The 20,346-nt window shown below is 37.8% G+C and carries 17 protein-coding genes; 5 read left to right on the forward strand and 12 right to left on the reverse strand.

From position 1 onward, the window contains the following. Positions 1 to 647: 647 nt before the first annotated feature. The 7 genes from DVW83_RS09455 to obgE all read right to left on the reverse strand — a co-directional run bounded on the left by DVW83_RS09455 (position 648) and on the right by obgE (position 8,244). Positions 648 to 1,160, reverse strand: a complete 513-nt coding sequence (locus DVW83_RS09455; RefSeq protein ID WP_104661421.1) for an adenine phosphoribosyltransferase — start codon at positions 1,158 to 1,160, stop codon at positions 648 to 650. A 13-nt stretch (positions 1,161 to 1,173) separates the two neighbouring features. Beyond that, on the reverse strand, positions 1,174 to 3,471 hold the full coding sequence (recJ, locus tag DVW83_RS09460; protein ID WP_123862419.1) for a single-stranded-DNA-specific exonuclease RecJ: 2,298 nt from the start codon (positions 3,469 to 3,471) through the stop codon (positions 1,174 to 1,176). A 166-nt stretch (positions 3,472 to 3,637) separates the two neighbouring features. Further along, a complete protein-coding gene (locus DVW83_RS09465; protein WP_104661423.1) occupies positions 3,638 to 4,072 on the reverse strand; it encodes a lipopolysaccharide assembly protein LapA domain-containing protein in 435 nt (144 codons plus the stop codon). 10 nt (positions 4,073 to 4,082) lie between these two features. Beyond that, positions 4,083 to 4,871: an SDR family NAD(P)-dependent oxidoreductase gene (locus DVW83_RS09470; RefSeq protein ID WP_104661424.1), complete on the reverse strand. Its 789-nt coding sequence runs from the start codon at positions 4,869 to 4,871 to the stop codon at positions 4,083 to 4,085. Between the two features lie 2 nt (positions 4,872 to 4,873). After that, on the reverse strand, positions 4,874 to 5,809 hold the full coding sequence (rnz, locus tag DVW83_RS09475) for a ribonuclease Z (RefSeq protein WP_104661425.1): 936 nt from the start codon (positions 5,807 to 5,809) through the stop codon (positions 4,874 to 4,876). 368 nt (positions 5,810 to 6,177) lie between these two features. Next, positions 6,178 to 6,759, reverse strand: a complete 582-nt coding sequence (locus DVW83_RS09480) for a DUF1269 domain-containing protein (RefSeq protein ID WP_104660764.1) — start codon at positions 6,757 to 6,759, stop codon at positions 6,178 to 6,180. A 171-nt stretch (positions 6,760 to 6,930) separates the two neighbouring features. Then, the gene (obgE, locus tag DVW83_RS09485) at positions 6,931 to 8,244 is read right to left on the reverse strand and encodes a GTPase ObgE (RefSeq protein ID WP_104660763.1); all 1,314 of its coding nucleotides are present in this window, start codon (positions 8,242 to 8,244) and stop codon (positions 6,931 to 6,933) included. Positions 8,245 to 8,564: 320 nt separating this feature from the next. On the opposite strand from obgE, the gene gap reads away from it, so the two are divergent. After that, positions 8,565 to 9,575: a type I glyceraldehyde-3-phosphate dehydrogenase gene (gene gap / locus DVW83_RS09490; RefSeq protein ID WP_081133494.1), complete on the forward strand. Its 1,011-nt coding sequence runs from the start codon at positions 8,565 to 8,567 to the stop codon at positions 9,573 to 9,575. A 260-nt stretch (positions 9,576 to 9,835) separates the two neighbouring features. Here gap and DVW83_RS09495 read toward each other — a convergent pair whose 3' ends face one another. Both DVW83_RS09495 and DVW83_RS09500 read right to left on the reverse strand, forming a co-directional pair. Continuing rightward, positions 9,836 to 11,095, reverse strand: coding sequence for a hypothetical protein (locus DVW83_RS09495; RefSeq protein WP_104660762.1), 1,260 nt, complete (start codon positions 11,093 to 11,095; stop codon positions 9,836 to 9,838). A 1,007-nt stretch (positions 11,096 to 12,102) separates the two neighbouring features. Continuing rightward, a complete protein-coding gene (locus DVW83_RS09500; RefSeq protein ID WP_104660761.1) occupies positions 12,103 to 13,038 on the reverse strand; it encodes an alpha/beta hydrolase in 936 nt (311 codons plus the stop codon). Positions 13,039 to 13,233: 195 nt separating this feature from the next. Here DVW83_RS09500 and DVW83_RS09505 point away from each other — a divergent pair, with 195 nt between their 5' ends. Continuing rightward, on the forward strand, positions 13,234 to 14,205 hold the full coding sequence (locus DVW83_RS09505) for a hypothetical protein (protein ID WP_104660760.1): 972 nt from the start codon (positions 13,234 to 13,236) through the stop codon (positions 14,203 to 14,205). 185 nt (positions 14,206 to 14,390) lie between these two features. Here the strand turns inward: DVW83_RS09505 and DVW83_RS09510 are convergent, their stop codons facing one another. Further along, positions 14,391 to 15,482: a DUF871 domain-containing protein gene (locus DVW83_RS09510; RefSeq protein WP_104660759.1), complete on the reverse strand. Its 1,092-nt coding sequence runs from the start codon at positions 15,480 to 15,482 to the stop codon at positions 14,391 to 14,393. Positions 15,483 to 15,667: 185 nt separating this feature from the next. Between DVW83_RS09510 and DVW83_RS09515 the strand changes: the two genes are divergently transcribed. Then, positions 15,668 to 16,420, forward strand: a complete 753-nt coding sequence (locus DVW83_RS09515; RefSeq protein WP_104660758.1) for a peptidylprolyl isomerase — start codon at positions 15,668 to 15,670, stop codon at positions 16,418 to 16,420. Positions 16,421 to 16,618: 198 nt separating this feature from the next. Here the strand turns inward: DVW83_RS09515 and fabZ are convergent, their stop codons facing one another. Continuing rightward, positions 16,619 to 17,059, reverse strand: coding sequence for a 3-hydroxyacyl-ACP dehydratase FabZ (gene fabZ / locus DVW83_RS09520; protein ID WP_005877108.1), 441 nt, complete (start codon positions 17,057 to 17,059; stop codon positions 16,619 to 16,621). Between the two features lie 216 nt (positions 17,060 to 17,275). Here fabZ and fabI point away from each other — a divergent pair, with 216 nt between their 5' ends. Beyond that, on the forward strand, positions 17,276 to 18,031 hold the full coding sequence (fabI, locus tag DVW83_RS09525; RefSeq protein WP_104660757.1) for an enoyl-ACP reductase FabI: 756 nt from the start codon (positions 17,276 to 17,278) through the stop codon (positions 18,029 to 18,031). Between the two features lie 73 nt (positions 18,032 to 18,104). On the opposite strand, the gene DVW83_RS09530 is transcribed toward fabI, so the two are convergent. Then, on the reverse strand, positions 18,105 to 19,118 hold the full coding sequence (locus DVW83_RS09530; RefSeq protein WP_123862424.1) for a branched-chain amino acid aminotransferase: 1,014 nt from the start codon (positions 19,116 to 19,118) through the stop codon (positions 18,105 to 18,107). Positions 19,119 to 19,298: 180 nt separating this feature from the next. Between DVW83_RS09530 and DVW83_RS09535 the strand changes: the two genes are divergently transcribed. Then, on the forward strand, positions 19,299 to 20,216 hold the full coding sequence (locus tag DVW83_RS09535) for a mechanosensitive ion channel family protein (protein ID WP_104662122.1): 918 nt from the start codon (positions 19,299 to 19,301) through the stop codon (positions 20,214 to 20,216). Positions 20,217 to 20,346: the final 130 nt, after the last annotated feature.

Consider the following 20,346-nt stretch of genomic DNA (forward strand, 5'->3'; position numbering starts at 1 on the left):
TTGTGGTTAAAAACATTGTACCGTAAAAGGGCTGTTACATGGCCTTTTATCTTTTACACAATTATATGGACTTTATCATAACGAGTTAACTACAACTAAATAACATTATTTTATTCGATTAATTAGAAGTTTATTAGGTTTAATTTTTTTTTATGAATTTGTATGCTTAATATACTTCCCCACTATTATCGCTATAACAGCAACCAAATCAGCTGTTTATTTTCAAAATTCATTCTCCAACAAAAACATAATGAACTGTTTTTATGATGTCTTTGAAAAGGTTCTCTACCTTGCTGAAAAAGCAAATAATTATCCAAACAATAATTTCTTTTTTTTTTAAAAAGTGATGGCAGACTGTAGACAATCACCTAAATTCGAAGTGTTGTTTTCAGTCTTTTTATTTTATATTAATCGTACAAACAATTTTGAGAGGGATCTTAATGATGAGAAAACAAGCCATTGAACTAATTTTTACAGATGCAAAAGAAGAAGAGCCAAAAAAATAAGCCGGACCGTCCCAAAATAGTTGTTCCGATTTTGAGATAGTCTGGCTTGTTAAAAAATATTTTTATTGCTGTTTCTTGAAGGAAAATGATTTAGAACATCGAACTCGTTTTAACCTTAGCAAGAGGTCAGTCTAAGATCAATTAATATTCCATCAATGTGATCATGTCATATCCTTCGATTTTTTCGCGGCCTTTTAGTTCCATCAATTCGATCAAGAATGCACAGCCAACTACAACGCCACCTAGTTCTTCCACTAAGTCGATCGTTGCTTTGATCGTACCACCTGTCGCTAGTAGATCATCGCAGATCAATACGCGTTGGCCTGATTTGATTGCATCTTTATGCAGTGTCAATGTGTCTGTACCGTATTCAAGTCCATAAGTCACTTCGATGGTTTCACGAGGCAATTTTCCTTTTTTACGCACTGGAGCAAAACCAACACCCATTTCATAGGCTACCGGACAACCAACGATAAATCCGCGAGCTTCAGGTCCAACTACCATGTCAATTCGTTTTTCTTTTGCATAATCCACGATTTGTTTTGTGGCTTCGCGGTAGGCATCCCCATCTGCCATAAGTGGGGAGATATCCCGAAAAATGATTCCTTTTGATGGGTAATCAGGAATGCTTGCAATATAATCTTTTAAATCCACTCTTTGTTTCCTCCTAGGTTGTTAACCTTTTTTTAATAGTTGGAATATCACTCAATAGTAAAAATTCCTCCACTTTGATCTTCTTAAGTCGCCGCTGATAAAGCGGGCTTTCAGTCAATGGATGACTTTCAGGTTTTTCGACTTTTTGTAAAACGCCATTTTCTATTGTAACAAATTTCAGCTCAAAAAACACCTGAATCATAAAAATTAATAATTTTTGTGGTATTTTCAAATAAGTTGAAATTGCTTCTAACTTATAACGGATATCGATTTTATCTTGCGTATGGATCAATTTGAACAATTTCGCATACTGTTCTCTTGTACCGACACCATTTAAATACGCTTCATCATAAGAAACCCCTAATAAATACATTCGATCAAATGAACCAAACGTAAGGATTTCTTCCAAAACAAGGAGATCGGTGGGACAATCAACGAGTAGCAATGCGTGGTACGCTTTTCCTTCAATTAACTCTTTCGTCTTTTCAAGGTTTTCAAAAAGTATGATCTTCTCTCTTATTTCCTTGTTCAACTCTTTAAGAGAATTTTTTTCAAAAGCCAAGTAAAAGATATCTTCTTTGAATTCGGTTAGGGTTCTGTACCGTTTTGAACGCCAATCGAATATCTGGAAACCATTGACGCCAAAATCCGTCACCATCAACTGCGGTTTCTTGCGGCCATTCCATTCATTGACTGAAAGTTTCCCCACCACATCAATGGGGTTATTCAATAGTTCGTTTTCTTCACTACCAAATCCGAAGGCAACAGCATCCAATTGTGCACCATCGTCTACTAGCGTTAATTTTAAATGTTGTTGCGCTGTACCGATCCTTTTTACATTTTCGACTGAAGTCTGACGGAACAGAAACTGCGGAACCGGATTATCCGTTCCAAATGGTGCGAGTAACTTCAAGGCATCGATCAACTCTACGGTTGCATCCTTTGGTGTCAAGATTTCATCAATCCTTAAAACAGGCCCCTTAGTTAAATCGATTTCTTGTTCTACAACATAGTGATTCATGCGTTCTTGTAAAGCTGAGATATTTTCTTTTGGCATCGTTAGACCGACAGCTGCATGGTGCCCTCCGAAGAATGTAAATAGATCACGCATCTTATCCAACATTTCATATAGATTCAGTGCGTCAACACTGCGACCAGACCCTTTAGCTGTTCCATCTTCTTTTATCCCCAGAACAATAGTTGGTTTGCCTGTTTGGTTCATGATTTTACCAGCTACAATCCCCAAAACACCTTCATGCCAGCCTGGGTGTGCAAGTAAATGGATCTGATTCATTTCGTCGATCATCCCTAGTGCTTCCTGAACGATGTCATCCACTATTTTTTTTCTTTGATCATTGATTTCATTTAGTTTCTTGGCTTGTCTCGCTGCATCTTCTTCATCAAAAGTAGCCAATAATTCCACAGCTGGATTTGGATCACCCATACGACCGATGGCATTCAATCGAGGCGCAATCGAAAAACCGATCATTGTTTCATCTACCTCTTTCGCCTTCACACCACTTTCTGAGAAAAGTGCTTGTAATCCGATGCGTTCAGAGTGCTTGATAGCATCCAAACCTAGAGAAACTAACACACGGTTTTCATCCGTCAGCGAAACCAGATCGGCAATCGTACCGATAGCAACTAAATCCAAGAATTCAGCCGGAGGTTCTTCTAGTAGAGCAGTGGCCACTTTAAAGGCTACACCTACTCCAGCAAGATCCGGAAAAGGATAATTTCCTTCTGGATGACGGGGATGTACGATGGCATAAGCCTCTGGTAAATGATCAGGTAACTCGTGATGGTCTGTAATGATCACATCCACCCCAGCTTCCTGTGCATAGGAAACGGCCTCATTCCCTGCTACGCCATTATCGACAGTGACGATCAATTGGACCCCTGCTTCGATTTTTTCTTTGTATACAGTAGAATTCGGGCCATATCCATGCAGAAAACGATTGGGTAAAAACGTTTCGACCTCTGCTCCTAAGAGTTCTAGTGTCTCTTTCATTACTGTCGTGCTGGTGATTCCGTCTGCATCATAGTCGCCGTAAACCAAGATTTTTTCTCCCTCAATCACAGCTTTTTGAATCCGACTGATGGCTTTGTCCATGTCGTGCATCAAGTAAGGATCATAAAGAGATTGTTCTTTTGGATTTAAAAATCGTTGTAATTCCTTTTCTTCTCGATAACCGCGTTGCCATAGCAACTTGCCGATAAAAGGAGAGATACCTTGTTTTTCGATCATTTGGAGAAAGGATGCGGAAGGCTCCGTATCACTTAACTTCCAATCATAGTTTGCTTGTCTCACGTTCTCACTCCTAACTTAGTTATTATAGCAAAGGAAAACGCTAAAAAAAAGAAGAAAGAAACAAAAAGAAAGCCCGAAAAGAGGAAGGAATCCTAAAACTTTTTCGGGCCTCGCAAGAAATAGTCTTTATCAATTTTCTTAGCCTAAACATTCATGATAAAACCGATCAATCAAAATAATTATAGCTTTGTTTAGGTGATGGCGTATTATTTTCCTTTGATGTTTGCAACTGTTGCAGTTGTTCTTTCATTGCTTGCAGTTCTGCTTGATAAGCAGCTTCAAGTTCTGCGCGTTCATTTCTGAATTCACGCTGTTGTTCTTCTTTTGCCTCGTTCACTTTTGCTTCCACATCTTTTTGGGCTTCAGCTAGTTCTTGTGTCAACTGTTTGATTTGTTTTTTTTGTTGCCATAATGTCGTTGAGGCGGTGACAAAAACAATCAATGCGCCGATGATCGCAGAACCTATGATGACTAGTATCAGCGGTGCAGAAAACGAAGCAACACCGAAACTAACTGGCACATTTTTGTTATTCAATACCGCAAATAGTACAATGACTAAAACAAGTAGAAATCCGATGATCACACCACTTTGTTTTTTCACTTTTCTTCACCTACTTTTTATTGAAAATACCACTCGCTAAATAATCGCCAATTGTTGGGAAGAGCGTGTAAAATTTAGCTGCGATTTCAAGAATCACTGGTTTATTGATTTCACGTTTCGGATATTTCATATTACGAACGATTGCTTTCGCTAATTTGGTTGGATCCAAAACAAGTTGATCTACTTTTTCTAAATAGCTGCCACTAGGATCTGCTTTGTCAAAGAAATCTGTAGCGACAGGCCCAGGATTGACAGTAGTAACGCCTACGCCTAATGGTTTCAATTCTAATCTCAATGCATTGGAAAATCCCAAAACGGCGAATTTCGTAGCGGAATAGATCGTTGACTTAGCTGTAGCCATTTTGCCAGCCATCGAAGCTATATTGATAATATGCCCTTGTCTTCGCTCAGCCATATCAAGTGCGAATTTTTGAGTCAAGACCATCATTCCCAACACATTCACTTCAAACATGTCGTATGCTTTGCCTAAATCAAAGCTTAGAAAATCTTCGAAAATACCGAAGCCCGCATTATTGACTAACACATCGACTCGACCGACTTCATCCATTACTTTTTCATACAATGCATCGACACTATCGGGATCACTGACGTCTACTTGAAAAGCATAAGCCTCTGTTCCACTCAGTCTTTTGCATTCTTCTTTCACTTCGCCGATCATCTGGATCCTTCTCGCACATGTGATGACGATTGCCCCTTGTTTTGCTGCTTCATAACAGATTTGAGCGCCTAATCCTCCAGAACCACCTGTTACTAGCACTACTTTATCTTCTAGATTCACATCTATTCCTCCTCACGAAACGGTACTTCAATCGTTTCAAAATCTTTCATAATCAACGTATTAGGAAAGATTTCTTTTGCTTCATTTTCAAGTTCCAATGCTGCTTTGCCTAAATAACGAGCACTGATATGTGTCAATAATAATTTGTTAGTTTTCGCTTCTTTCGCGATTTCCGCTGCTTGATGCGTAGTTGAATGGTAATAATTACGCGCCATTTTTTCCTCATTTTTGTTAAATGTACTTTCATGAACGAGTACATCACTATCCTGAGCAAGAAGGACAGAATTACCTGTTTTTCGAGTATCGCCTAAAATCGTGACGATCCTACCTTTTTTATCCGGTCCCACAAATGCTTTGCCATTGATGGTCCGTCCATCATCAAGAGTGACTGTTTCACCTTTTTTTAGCTTACCATAAATCGGTCCAGCTGGAATAGCTAATTCTTTCAGTTTGTCGACTTGCAATTCTCCTTTATGGTCATGTTCCACGACCCGGTAGCCAAAACTATCGATGCCATGATCCAGTTTCTTTGTATAAACAGAAAATTGTTGGTCTTCAAAGATTGGCTGATCCTCAGTCAATTCAATAAATTTCAGCGCATAACCTAATCGAGTTTGCGAAACAGCTAAAGAAGTTTTGATAAACATTTCGATTCCCTTAGGTCCGTATATTTCAAGCGGTGTATCTCCCCCTTGAAAAGAGCGACTGCTAAGTAAACCAGGTAATCCAAAAATATGATCCCCATGTAAATGGGTGATGAATATTTTTTCGATTTTTCGTGGGCGGATACTCGTACGCAAGATCTGCATCTGTGTTCCTTCCCCACAATCAAATAACCAAACTTCATTTCTTTCATCTAAGAGTTTTAATGCAATACTTGTCACATTTCTATGTTTAGCAGGTACCCCTGCTCCTGTTCCTAAAAATTGTAATTCCATAATCTACCTGACTTTCTTTAAGTTCCCTATTAATTTTATGGGAAAATCAACTGATAATCAACCGAAAGTCTGAAATGCTTCAATAATCATAAGAAATAAACAAAAATCGAAAAAGAGGTCGAGACAAAAGTCGTTTAGGTTTGAGAAATTGGAGAAAAAAGATGCTGGGACAGAAGTGTTTAACTCCGAGAAATAAGAAGGAGTTGCTTCTGCTCCCACCGTTTATTCGTTTTTAAAGAATGAGACAACAGTGCTTCTTACTTTTGTCCCACACTCTTTTTTGAAATTTCCGAAAAACCTGACTTTTGGCCGCCGTTTATTCAAGAGTCTGTAGCAGAACGATTTTTAATTTTATCCCACACTCATCGTTATTCAGCTGGATGATCGGAATCAGCATCCTGTTGAGGATGTTTGTCTTGCCAGTTTTTCTTGGCAGTTTCTTTGGCTTTATCCTCGACTTCTCGGGCATCATGGACATCTTTTTCTACATCATCGTAGTCCAAGCGAGTGATTTCTCCCCCTAATTCCATTGTCACTAATTGATTCAATGGACGGTTGTCTTCTTCTTCAGCAATTAAAATCAGCCCCGTCGTACCTTCACTGATTTTACTTCCTACAAAATCGAAAACTGTCTGTGCATCTTTGATTTCTTTTGCATCTTGTGTTGCTCCGATCATTCCGCCAGCAAACCAGCCTAACAAAATCCCTAGTGGTCCTCCCAGAATGCCAACTAACATGCCGATCAATCCGCCAGTAGATGATTTGTTATTGCCTGTAAAATCTAGAAAATCTTCAATTTTGAATTGATGGGCCCCGTTTGGTTCATGACGGATGACTGCCATTTGCTCTCCTTTGATCGAACGAGCAGCATGGAATTTTTTGATTTCCGAAAATGCTTGATAGGCTTGACTCTCTACAGGAAAATTTAAAATGATTACTCGTTTATTCATCGAAAACACTCCTTCTTCTTTTTATTCATTCTACCGTTTATTTCAAAAAAACAAAAGAAATACCCTTTAAAAATAACAAAAAAGAGCAAGAAAAAAGCAAACCTACTTTTCTCTCACTCTTTAGATACTCAAAAACAAACTTTTATTATTTTTACTTGAAACAAATTACCATTATTCAACGAATTCAAATTCAAATTCGCCGATTCTTACGAGGTCACCATCTTTAGCCCCTCTAGCACGTAAAGCTTCGTCGACACCCATTCCACGTAATTGACGGGCAAAGCGCATGACTGTTTCATCATGGTCGAAGTTTGTCATTTGGAATAATTTCTCGATTTTTTCACCAGATAAGATCCAAGTAGCATCTGGATCACGATCGATCTTGAATTCTGGCTCATCTGGATTAAAGCCATATTGTACTGTTTCTTCCTCGATTTCTTCATCATATAGAGGAAATTCTGGTGTAACCTCAAGTAGATCCGCTGTTGCATTCAATAATGAATCAATTCCTTTTCTAGTCACGCCTGAAATTGGGAAAACAGGAATGTCATCTGCAAACTCGTCTGTTTTTTCTTTGTTCAATTGCTCTTTGAATTTTGCCAAGTTTTCCTCAGCGTTTGGCATATCCATTTTATTTGCAACAATGATCTGTGGACGTTCGAGTAAACGTAGATTATAAGAAGATAATTCATGATTGATCGCTAAATAATCTTCATATGGATCTCTTCCTTCCATTCCACTCATGTCGATCACATGTAGTATAACGCGCGTACGCTCGATGTGACGTAAAAATTGAGTTCCCAGTCCAACGCCTTGGGAAGCTCCTTCGATCAGACCTGGTAAATCAGCGGCTGCAAAACTTCTGCCATCGCTAGTTGTAACCATGCCGAGATTCGGAACAAGGGTCGTAAAATGATACGCACCGATTTTCGGACGAGCTGAAGAAATCACTGAAAGAAGTGTGGATTTACCTACAGAAGGAAAACCAACCAAACCTACATCAGCCAGTACCTTCAATTCTAATTCGATTTTTCTTTCTTGTCCTGGTTCGCCATTTTCGGCAATTTCAGGTGCTGGATTTTTTGGTGAAGCAAATCGGATATTTCCGCGACCGCCGCGGCCACCTTTTGCTACAACAAGTGTTTGACCATTTTCAATCAAATCACCTAGTAAAGCGCCTGTTTCTGCGTCTCTCACTGTTGTTCCCTGTGGCACCTTGACATACGTATCTTCTGATCCACGGCCATGCATACCTTTACTCATCCCGTTTTCTCCAGGTTGAGCTTTAAAATGACGGTTGAAACGAAAATCCATCAATGTGCGTAATCCTTCGTCAACAACTAAGATCACCGCACCCCCGTGTCCGCCATCACCGCCAGCAGGACCACCATCAGGTACATATTTTTCTCTGCGGAATGCCACCATTCCGTCGCCGCCTTTACCGGCTTTCACATCGATCGTCACTTGATCTAAAAACATGGACATCTTTAAGTCCTCCTATTAATTTATTTATATTTAATTACTTGACTGCCTGAATTTCCACAATAAACAAAAGTCCTATTTATTTTATCGGTGAAAAGCCATTTTGTCCATCTTTTCAGCCAAAGTTTCTCCCTTTTATCTGTTTTATCTCTGATTTGACTTGCCTACTTACTTGCGAAGACTCAAAAAGAGAAATAATTAAGGTCACTTTACTTTTGTAAGTATAATTTTTTGACAAATCAAAAAAACAGGAGGAAAATAATGGATGTATTAATGAAGATTGGGCATTCGACAATCTCCAAATAAAGGAGGAACTTTTGATTATGACAGTAAAAGTAGGTATTAATGGATTTGGACGTATTGGACGTTTGGCGTTCCGCCGTATCAAAGAAGTATCAGATGATATTGAAGTAGTAGCAATCAATGACTTAACTAGCCCAACGATGTTGGCTCAATTGTTACAATTTGATTCAACACACGGTACGTATCCAGGTACAGTTACTGCAACAGAAGACTCAATCGTAGTTGATGGTGAAACTACACGCGTGTATGCGGAACCTGATGCAAGTAAGATCCCTTGGGTTAAAGAAAATGGTGTCGATATTGTTTTAGAATGTACTGGTTTTTACACTTCTGAAGAAAAAGCACAAGCCCACTTGAACGCAGGCGTTAAACGTGTCGTGATCTCTGCGCCAGCCGGAGCAATGAAAACGATCGTTTATAACGTAAATGATGATACGTTAGATGCAAATGACAAAATCATTTCTGCTGGTTCTTGTACAACAAACTGCTTAGCACCAATGGCTTACTTTTTAAATAATGAATTTGGGATTGAAGTAGGAACAATGACAACTGTCCATGCTTATACTTCTACACAAATGTTACTAGACGGCCCAGTAAAAGGTGGTAACTTACGTGCTGCTCGTTCTGCAGCAGATAACACTATCCCTCACTCAACTGGTGCTGCAAAAGCTATCGGCTTAGTTATTCCTGAATTACAAGGAAAACTTCAAGGACATGCACAACGTGTTCCAGTCGTTGATGGCTCATTAACAGAATTAGTTTCCATCTTAAAAACAAAAGTAACTGCTGAAGAAGTCAACGAAGCAATCAAGAAACATACGGTTGACAATCCTTCATTTGGATATGACGATCGCGAAATCGTTTCTGGTGACGTTATCGGAACGACTCAAGGTTCAATTTTTGACCCAACACAAACTGAAGTAACTACAGCAGGTGATTTCCAATTAGTGAAAACAGTTGCTTGGTACGACAATGAATATGGGTTCACTTGCCAAATGATTCGTCTATTAGAAAAATTTGCAAACCTTTAATTTTTAGTCGTTTAGGCTTGAGGAATTGGAGAAAAAAACGAGCAATACGTTTTGTATTGCTCGTTTTTTTGAAATTTACGAAAAACCTGACTTTTGGACGCCGTCTATTCGAGAGTCTGTAGCAAAACTGATTTTTAGATTTATCACACTCTGTTTTTTTACACTAATACTGACTGATCTTTTTTTATAACCTGACTTTGTTTAGAAACGCTACTTTTTTTGCTGAATGTCTGCTTGTTCTGCCTTTTTATTTTCCTCTACTAAATAGTAGGTGAATCACTTGAATGTGCTTTTTCATAAAAAGCTGGATTGTCTATTCCACCTGACTTAGCAGGCAACTTCCGATGTTTTTTGATTGTGTCCATACTTTTTTGGAATGCACTAAGTTTTTTCTCCTCTATTTGCTTTTTTTCATGAATACTAAAGGATTTTTCATACGAGAGATCAGATGTCTTTATATTTTTTATCGCTGCTGCTAGATTATTTTTCTGTTTGCTTGTAAATTTCGGTGAATTTTTTTCTATGCCTGTAAGATGATCAATAACTAGTTGATGGATGATTTCGATGTTTTCTGGAAGTGAAAGCATCTGCGGTTCTTTTGCCAACTCCTCATTGAAAATCCCCGAACAAACTGCATAATTTACTGCACATTCAAAATTTTTGATATCGCCTTTATCCACGGTATCTACCTCTTCGTATTTTCGAAATTCTTTCTGTACGCTTATCTTATCCAATCCATCATATGTAGAAAACTTATTATTGCTCTCTCTTGTTGACGTTAACAGATCTGCAATAAGATGTGTTCTAACGGTTGGAACAAGATACCTAGTTAGAACAACATTAGGTCCTTGTGATAAAAATTTTTCTAACTCTTTGTTCCTTATATCCTTAAAATAAGTATTATGTTTATCTATGACAATTATTTCATAGTTGATGTCATCGAACTTACGGATAACGACGCCACCTGATTTCCCCCTGTTAGTATTTTTAGACGTGAAAAAAGCCGGATAAACTAAAAATGAAGATTTGGTATTTGCACTCAATTCATATAAAGAACGAATGGTTCCATATTTACTTGTTAAAAACGTTGCACTCTTCTCTAGCGAAACACTCAATAGGTGAAACAATATTTTGGGAGTATTTATCGGATTTAGTGAGTCTTTTGTTAAGCTACCGTTTTTAAATAGAGTTGCCCAATAGGATAAATAAGATTTAAACTCTTCGTTAACAAACGATTGCTTCTCACTTTTACTACACGCTAAACCTATCATTCTTGCATGATACTGCTCGATTTTCTCAAACCCTTCGTCTTTCTGGAATAATTCAGTAAAAAAAAGCCTTGTTTCCTCCTCCGCTTTCCTCTGTTCGCGAGAGATAGTTTTTCTACTTGAAGCTTTTTGATACTGATATTTTTCTTTCAAGGATTCTTTTTCTATATTTTTCTGTCTTTTTTCCGATACTTGATAATTTTTTCCTAACAAAGGTTTCTCATCTTTGGTTTCTGATCTTTGTTTTCTCATCTTTGGTTTCTCCTCTATAATCTATCAATGGCTCGTTGTTCCCACAATTATAATCACTAGTGCACTTCGCTTATTTTCCAATATTTAATGTAGTTTTCTGACTATTAGTTTATCTTGTAATACCAAACAATTAGTCCTTTTTTTATTTGCATCTGGAAATTTAGTTTTCTCTAGAAGCTACACCTTGAATAAGCCTAGCAGATAACTAATGAAAAATGGCTTATCAACTATTAGAAACAGATACTAGCTATGGTCGCTTCTTAAACACTTTGGTTACAGTACATACAAAAAAGACAAAGGCATCTACTTATCTTCTCCGCAAGAAAATAAATCGATACTTTTGTCTACAACGTAAAGCTTGCTAGTGATAAACAAATAAGTAATCAGCATTTTAACTATTTCACTTTTTTATCTTGATCGAATCGGATCGTTGAAATTTTTACCCTTAAACGATTTTCTCCTCATCCGATCGTACGATTAGTCACTCAACAGCAACTAGTCGACTTTTTACCAAATCCCTCGAACTCTACTCTTCACACTTATCCCCATAGTTCGATCGTTTGACACTTTCTACACCGCCGACAATTTATTTCTTTGAGTGTCTCGCACTCGATTTCCCCCTCGCTTTCTATTTTTATACTAAAAGAATAACAACAAAGCGACCGTTCATGTTAAAAATATCCTTAACACATAAAAAAAGTCTTGTATGGAATAAAAATAAGTTTGGTTATACATGTTTCTTTTTTTATATATCACAGACAGATCCAAGCAGCCTCAGTTTCATTTGATCTACGAGAGTGGGACAAATCTAAACGATTTTTGTCTCGACCTCATTTTTTGCGCATCTCAATGATAAAAGTGTTCAACTACAAAAAATAAGCCGAACAACCACCAAAAAGAAACATTCTTGGGATCATTCGGCTTAGTGCCATTTGTTGATTTTAGGAGAAACTTTCGTTTATTCCGTTCGACCACACGGATTACAAAAATTTTATTTCAACTGAAAATCATTGGACATATTTATTTAAAAAATTTTTTACAACCGTTTGGTATTTTTCTGGATCGATCGAATACGCCTTTGCGTGTTCAGCACCTTTGGCTACGTATTTCTCTTTTGGCCCTTTCGTTTCATCATATACTTTGTCCAACATTTCATAAGGAACAAAGGTGTCCGCGTCCCCATGAATAAATAACATTGGTCGTGTATTTTTTTCTAACTGATCGACCGCACTAGCTTCGCCAAAGAAATACCCTGCTCTGACTTTCGTCATCAAACTTGTGACTGGGATCAATGGGAATGCCGGCAGATGAAACATGTCATCTAATTGATAGCTAAGTTCATCGCTAACGGAAGAATATCCACAATCTTCAATGATTGCTTTTACGTTATCAGGCAGTTTCTCCCCGCTAGTCATCATAACAGTAGCTGCTCCCATACTGATACCATAAAGAACGATTTTTTGCGATGGCCCCTCTTTTTCTATGATCTGATCGATCCACTGGACATAATCTTTTCGTTCTGGCCAGCCAAATCCAATGTAATCTCCTTCGCTTTCTCCGTGGCCGCGGGCATCTGGGACTAACACGTTATAGCCTAAGTCATGGAACATTTTTGCGTAATTTGCCATTGTTTCTGCGTTGCCCATATAGCCATGAGCGGCAATCACTGTTTTCTCACTTTTTGTTGCTGCCGGTAGATAAATGGCTGAAAGTTTCAAACCATCTTTTGAAGTAAGGTGCCAATAACTACGATTGTCTTTGTCATTGAACCATTTTTGTGCTTCTGTTTCCTTCACTACCTTTGATGTACCTGGTGTGTCGTCTTCTAAAAAATCTTTTTCAGATGGCACGACTGCGTAATTATAAAAATAATTTCCTGCAAATAATAATGCCATGATAATCACTATAATGATTCCTATGGCTATTTTGATCCAAAGTTTCATGTCATACCTTCCTTTATTTCAATGTTCCAACAGTCTTTTCTAAAATCAGTATAAATAATCAGCCCCATAGATGCAAGCCTACCTAATAAAATCAGATAGCTTGATAACAGATAGATCATATTCTTCGTTTTTTATCAAAGAAAGTTCTGCCCGCTTTTCTTTTGATGCTAAGCTAAGATAAAAAGGAGTGATCTTATGGATACTAAATTAACTGACGAAACTGCGTGGAACGCAACCATTACTGCCACCTATCGCAAAGATCCCAATTATAGTTACCGAATGTTGGAAATACATAACCAAGTTCTTGATCTAGTAAAAAATCGACTAACCCCTCACCCAGATGATCTCAAAGAACTTTATTCTATCTATTTAAATATAATTGAGAATGATCATTCAAGAAAGTTTGTCGAGGAAAAAAATCAGTCGACTGTGGCTAAGTCAATTTATCAAAGTATTTCTGTGTATCCTAGTGTTCAGCTGTTAAAAGAAGCACTTTCCAAGTTAGATTCGGAAAACAAACATTCCTTTCTACTTTTTCCAGCAGGATTCAATGTATCAAAATACAGTGGCCACACTTGTTGCTTCGTTTGTACAAAGAAAGAGAATGAATCATTATATGTCGACCTTGTTGATACTCTGGCACGGTATCACCTAAGTTATCCTTTGAAGCACACAGCTCCGGTTCATCGTTTTATTATTCCAATGAAAAAGATTCATCAATTAGCAACTTATTTAAACGCTAGTGCTTTTATGCCCGACTTAAAACACGACGAGAAATTTTTTATCCAGAAGAAATTACTCAAGATTGCCCAATCCAACAGACCATTGGATTATCTATTCAAAGAGGAACAAAAGGTCGGAAATTGCTACCTTAAACAATCCCAATTTGGCTTGCAATATGTACTCTGGGTAAGAAATACTAAAAAAACAAACATCATCACTTGGCCCATTTCTACAAAAATCATGCATCAAAAAATTAGTGAAACAATGAGGAATAACCCCCGTTTAAGCCCTGAAATCAAAAATCAGATGAAAAACTTTTTCCTCTTTTATCAAAAAAATAATTTACATGTACTAAAAAGAACGGCCTTTGAAACACGTTGGCAAAACGCACAACTAGAAAAAAACTATGAAAAACAGTTGTTTGCACAAAAAGAGGACCGCTAGATGCCTTCCTCCCAATAGCAATAGCTGTTCTCCTAAAAAAGGCATCTCATGTTCTCCCTACGATCAAAGTAGGGAGAACAAAAGATGCCTTTTCGTCTATTCTATCCATTTTTTGGTGAGGGCCAGACTATGAATTGTATATTTTTAATCGTTCATTGGCGGTTGTTTTTTCGTATCAAAGCCAACTATTTATTTTCGATCAATTTGAAGTTTGACCATGGTTTCAAGAAATCTAACAAGAACAATTCATCATCAGCAATACGTCCCACGACATTCACGCGTCCATCATTTTTCATTTCTTTCAACGCAATTTGTGTTTCCCCTTTATATTGGCCATACCCTACGTTATCGATCAATACATCTCCATGGGTCATATCACGAGTATTATGCGCAGGAAAAGGTTTATCTTTGTAATATACACGAGTCATCGTTGATCGTAGGATATATTCCGAGCGGTCACCGCGATAACTATGCAGATTGTCGAACAAACAAATTCGTTCATCTTCTGTGATGTCTTCTGCCACATCAACTTTCAATGTAGGATAATCTGCTTGGAATGTTTCCGCCATCGCTTGTAGTTCAGCCTCGCTTGCGTAAGCATTTCCAATAGAGATATCGTCGATCAGTCCTGTCAGGATCAAGTGTTTGACTTGTGTAGAAATCTCTAAGTCGCGGTGATCTTCTAGCGTACATAAACCATCTTGTGTTGGCCATGGCCCAAAATCAGCGGCCTGTGAGTTCACAAAAGCCATTGTATTTAAATTATACTTTCTGAACTTTTCTGAGCAGTAAACAAAGTGATCATAACCTAACCCAGAATAGCGATGAGGATAGAAATTGTGGGAACCTAACAAGTTTGAAGTATTTGGTGAATAGCTCATGATGTTGTCCACATAGTTCGTTCCTGAGCTCATATTGATCTCAATTTTTATGCCATAAGGATTACGCGTCATCTTCGCTTCTTCAGCACCAGTAAATCCTACGTCCAAGCGAATACCATAAGCGCCCATCTTATCAAAGAAAGATAAATCATCGTATGATATCTCAAGTTGATCAAATAAGGCTGGATTGATATCCACCATTACTTCCATCCCTAAGCTGTTAGCATACTCCACGACTTTAGTAAAATCAGCTAAGACTTGCTCTTTATCTCCATCGATTTGAAGTAGACTTGTAAAAACACGTTTAAAGCCATATTTATGCGCTAAATCAAGATAGGCTTTATCCTTTTCAAAAGTTGAACGTTCTGGATAGATCGAAATACCTAATTTTCCCATCAATAAAATCCCCCTGTGTTTTCTTTTTGTATCCACTTACATTATAACAAAAGCACTTCAAATGGTCTACACCTTTCCTCTAAAAGAAAATTTAACGAAAATTTTATAGGTAAAAAGATAGGTATTCGTACCATAGTTTGTTATCATTATAGATAACAATAATTTCAACTTGAAAGGAAAGAAAAATGAAAGTAAAAAAAGTATTTTTAAGCATTGGATTAGCAGCAACCTTACTATTCTTCGCAGGTTGTACGCAAAATAATTCAGAAAGTTCTTCTTCAACTACAAATGACTCCACTGAAAAAACAACAGAAACTAGCACAAAAGAAAGCGTGGATCTTGATTCTTTGACCTTGCCACAATTGACGAATGAAGTAGCAGCTAATGAAGATTTGGTTGAGATGGTCACAAATAAAGGGACAATCAAAATCAAACTATTCCCAGAACTTGCACCTAAAGCCGTAGAAAATTTTATGACCCATGCCAAAGATGGCTATTATGACGGTTTGACTTTCCATAGAGTCATCAAAGACTTTATGATCCAAGGAGGTGATCCAAAAGGTGACGGTACTGGCGGTGAAAGTATTTGGGGCAAAGGCTTTGAAACAGAGATTTCAAACCAGCTATACAATATCCGTGGTGCCCTATCAATGGCTCGCAGCCAAGACCCGAATAGCAACGGCAGTCAATTCTTTATCGTCCAAAACTCTGACGATGTCCATGACGGACTTTTAAAAGATGACTATCCTCAAGCAATCATCGATGCTTATAAAAAAGGTGGCTACCCTACATTAGATGGTCAATATACTGTCTTCGGACAAGTAATTGAAGGCATGGATGTCGTTGACACGATCGCCGCTACCGAAACAGATAGTTCGGATAAACCGAAAGAAGATATCAAGATCGAGAAAATCAATATTTTACAAGAAGCAAAATAAACGAAAGGATGAGTCCAAAGCAAAATTGCTTTGGACTCATCCTTTTTCAATTTAATGTGATGACAGAACTAGAAGAAATTACGCCAATAATAAGTTGTATTCATAAAAACAAATATCTCATTTCTACAATTACTTTCTTATTTTTTGAACCTCCTCTTTCCATTCCTATCTTTTTCTTTAAGAAAATTTATTATTTACTTAAGCATCTTTATTAACGATAAATGTAAATTCACATTCACATACTTTTTTGTCGTCGACATACGCTGCGGATAACGCTGTTCCCACCGCACCCTTCATCTTTGTGATCTCAAAGTGGCATTTCATCACATCACCTGGGACTACTTTTTGACGGAATTTCGCTTTATTGATCCCTCCGATATACGCTCTTTTACCCAAGAATTCTTCCGATTTCAAAATAAGGATAGAGCCTGCTTGCGCTAAGGTTTCTAAGATCAATGCGCCTGGCATTACTGGATTATCTGGAAAATGTCCTTGGAAAAAATCTTCATTGATCGTTACATTTTTCGTGGCAACGATTTTTTTCCCTGGTTCCAAAGTATCTACATAGTCGATATAACAAATTGGATAGCGATTAGGAATCAAGTCCATCACTTCCGTGGCTGATAATACGTAAGACATAAATTACTCCCTCTTTCGGCTAAACGCCTAGTTTATTACTTTGATTATCAAAGTATCATATTCTTAAAGTTTTAGCAATCTTTTTTTTTTCTGCAAAAAAATAGTTTGACAATCAAAGCATTTTGCCTAATAATAGAAAAACAAGAGGTTATTTATTGCATTTATTTTTCATTATTACGACCTATCAAATTTTTCTAGGATCAAAGGAGTGTCAATATGTCTTTTTTAGAAGGAAAGAAAATCGTCATCATGGGAGTTGCCAACAAGCGTAGTATTGCTTGGGGCTGTGCTGAAGCGATGATGAAACAAGGTGCGGAAATCATCTATACTTATCAAAATGAAAGAATGAAAAAATCATTGGTTAAGTTAGTCGGTGAAGAAGCATTTACAGTTGAATGTGATGTGTCAAGTGATGAAAGTATCGAAACAGCGATGAACGCAATCGGTGAATACGCTGGAGAGATCCATGGATTGGTGCATGCCATCGCCTATGCCAATAAAGAAGAACTATCAGGTAACGTATCTGATATTTCCAGAGATGGTTATCAATTGGCGCAAGATATCAGCAGTTATTCTTTGATTGCTGTTTCAAAATATGCGCAAAAGTATCTTGCACCAAACAGTGGGATCGTCAGCATGTCTTATCTAGGATCAGAACGTGCGATACCAAATTACAATATGATGGGGATCGCCAAAGCATCACTAGAATCTGCTATCCGTTACTTGGCAGCAGAATTCTCACCTAAAGGGATTCGTGTCAACGGTATTTCTGCTGGAGCAATCAAAACATTAGCCGTTACTGGCGTGAAGGATTACCAAAAGCTGATCCAATTGTCTGAATCACGTACACCTGACCAACAAGGTGTCACGATCGAAGAAGTTGGGAACGCCTGCGCCTTCTTGATCAGTCCCCTTTCAAGCGGTATGATCGGTGATATCATCTATGTTGATAAAGGTGTTCATTTATCTTAATTATCTAACTAAAAAGGAAAGAATCCGTATGATGCGGATTCTTTCCTTTTTAGTTAGATTTTTTCCAAATGGTTTATCCCACCACTTGGATCCACCCTTCTGGCGCTTCTATATCGCCGAATTGGATGCCTGTCAATTCATCATACAAACGTTTTGTCACAGGTCCGACTTCCGTTTCACTATAGAAAACATGAAGATTGTTTTCGTAGTAAATACCACCGATTGGCGAGATGACTGCTGCCGTACCACACGCACCTGCTTCTGCAAAGTGATCCAACTGATCAATAAAGATATCCCCTTCAACCGCTTTTAAGCCTAAACGTTCTTCTGCTAGTTGCAACAAAGAATATTTCGTGATACTTGGTAAAATTGACGGTGATTGTGGCGTAATGAATTGACCATCTTTCGTGATCCCAAAGAAATTCGCAGCCCCCACTTCTTCAATTTTTGTATGGGTCGCAGGGTCGAGATAAACACAATCAGAATAATCCAATTCTTTTGCTTCTGTTCCTGGTAATAGGCTTGCGGCATAGTTACCGCCCACTTTAGCAGCTCCTGTACCTTTTGGCGCAGCACGATCATAATCAGATACGATAAAGTTCGTTGGTTTCAATCCACCCTTGAAATACGCGCCTACTGGTGTACAGAAAACAACAAATAAGTACTCTGGAGCTGGATGGACGCCAATGTTTTCCCCTACCCCGATCAATAAAGGACGTAAATATAAAGTGGCTCCTGTACCGTATGGAGGCACAAATTCATCGTTTGCTTTTGCAACTTGTTTGACTGCATCGATAAACATTTCTTCTGGTACCATCGGCATCAATAGCCGTCTTGCACTTTGATTCAGACGTCGACTATTTTGATCTGGACGGAACAAGTTTACTTTTCCATCTTTTCTTCGGTAAGCTTTCAATCCTTCAAAACATTGTTGTCCATAATGAAGCGCTGGAGAACCTTCGTGGATTGTTAAATAATTATCTTCTGTCAACTCCCCTTTTTCCCATTGCCCATCTTTCCATTTTGCTACATAGCGCCAAGGAGTTTTAATATATGAAAATCCTAAATTATTCCAATCCAATTGCATATTCATTCCACCAATCATTGCTTTTTGAATATTTTAGCACTATCACTGTTATTTGTCATTTGAATTTTTGTTAATTTCTGAAATTAAGATATCCCTTTAAAATATTTTCATGGAGATTTTCTTTTGTGTCAGTTATTGTTACAATACAAGTACATCAAATAGTATAGAAAAGGAGATTTTATGCTTTTACAATTAGCTACTGCTTCATCTACCACATCTACAGGAGAAACATTGACGGAACAGGCAGCCAACCAAGTAAATGCCTTTCAACGTTTTTGGGACGGGATCGATTGGGATGGGATTCTAGCCACACTTATCCAGAAAGGACTTTATTTAGTTTTTTTGATCGTCTTATTTGGCGTGATCAATCGAATCGGAAAATATCTGATGGATAAATCATTTAAACAGTATGCTAAAAAAACAGTCCTAAACGAGAGTCGTTTAAAAACGTTACACAGTCTATTAAATACCATTTTTCATTATACGATGGGTTTCTTCTTCATCTATGCGATTTTATCAGTGATCGGTGTCCCAATTGGCTCACTATTAGCAGGAGCTGGAATTGCCGGGGTTGCTATCGGGTTAGGTGCGCAAGGATTTATGAGCGATGTCATCACAGGTTTTTTCATTATTATGGAACAGCAAATGGATGTCGGTGACTATGTAAAATTGGCGAACTTGACGATTGAAGGAACAGTTGTTTCTGTCGGTATTCGAACATTGCAGCTAAAAGCAACGGATGGAACAGTCCATTTTATTCCTAACCGTAATATCACAACGATCAGCAATCTTTCACGGGCAAATATGCAAGTTTTATTAGATATTCGGATCGTTCCAGAAGAAGGATATGACCGTATCTACGGTATCATTGAACAAGTAAATACACGTTTAGCAGAAAAATACAATGATGAACTACAAACACAACCAGAGATTTTTGGTCTAGTTGATCTAGGGAACAGTAACTTCGCGATCCGCACGGTTTGCTACGTGTTAAATGGGAAACAGTTTGCGTTAAAAGAAGAATTTCTAAGCTCTTATGTCAAAGAGCTCACTGCTGCTGGCTTTACGATCCCTAACACTCCGATCATTTTAAAATAACTTAGATTTGTCATTCTAATAAAAGCAGCTTAAGCAAACGAGACTTTACTCTTGCCTCACTCATCTTTATATCAAAAAAGTGTTTCAAAAGCGCTCTGAGAAAATTGTATCCTCTGAAATAAGTCACTTT

Origin of the sequence: Enterococcus sp. VV15, from assembly GCF_005236045.1 — a bacterium.
In the GTDB taxonomy this organism is placed as follows: domain Bacteria; phylum Bacillota; class Bacilli; order Lactobacillales; family Enterococcaceae; genus Enterococcus_B; species Enterococcus_B durans.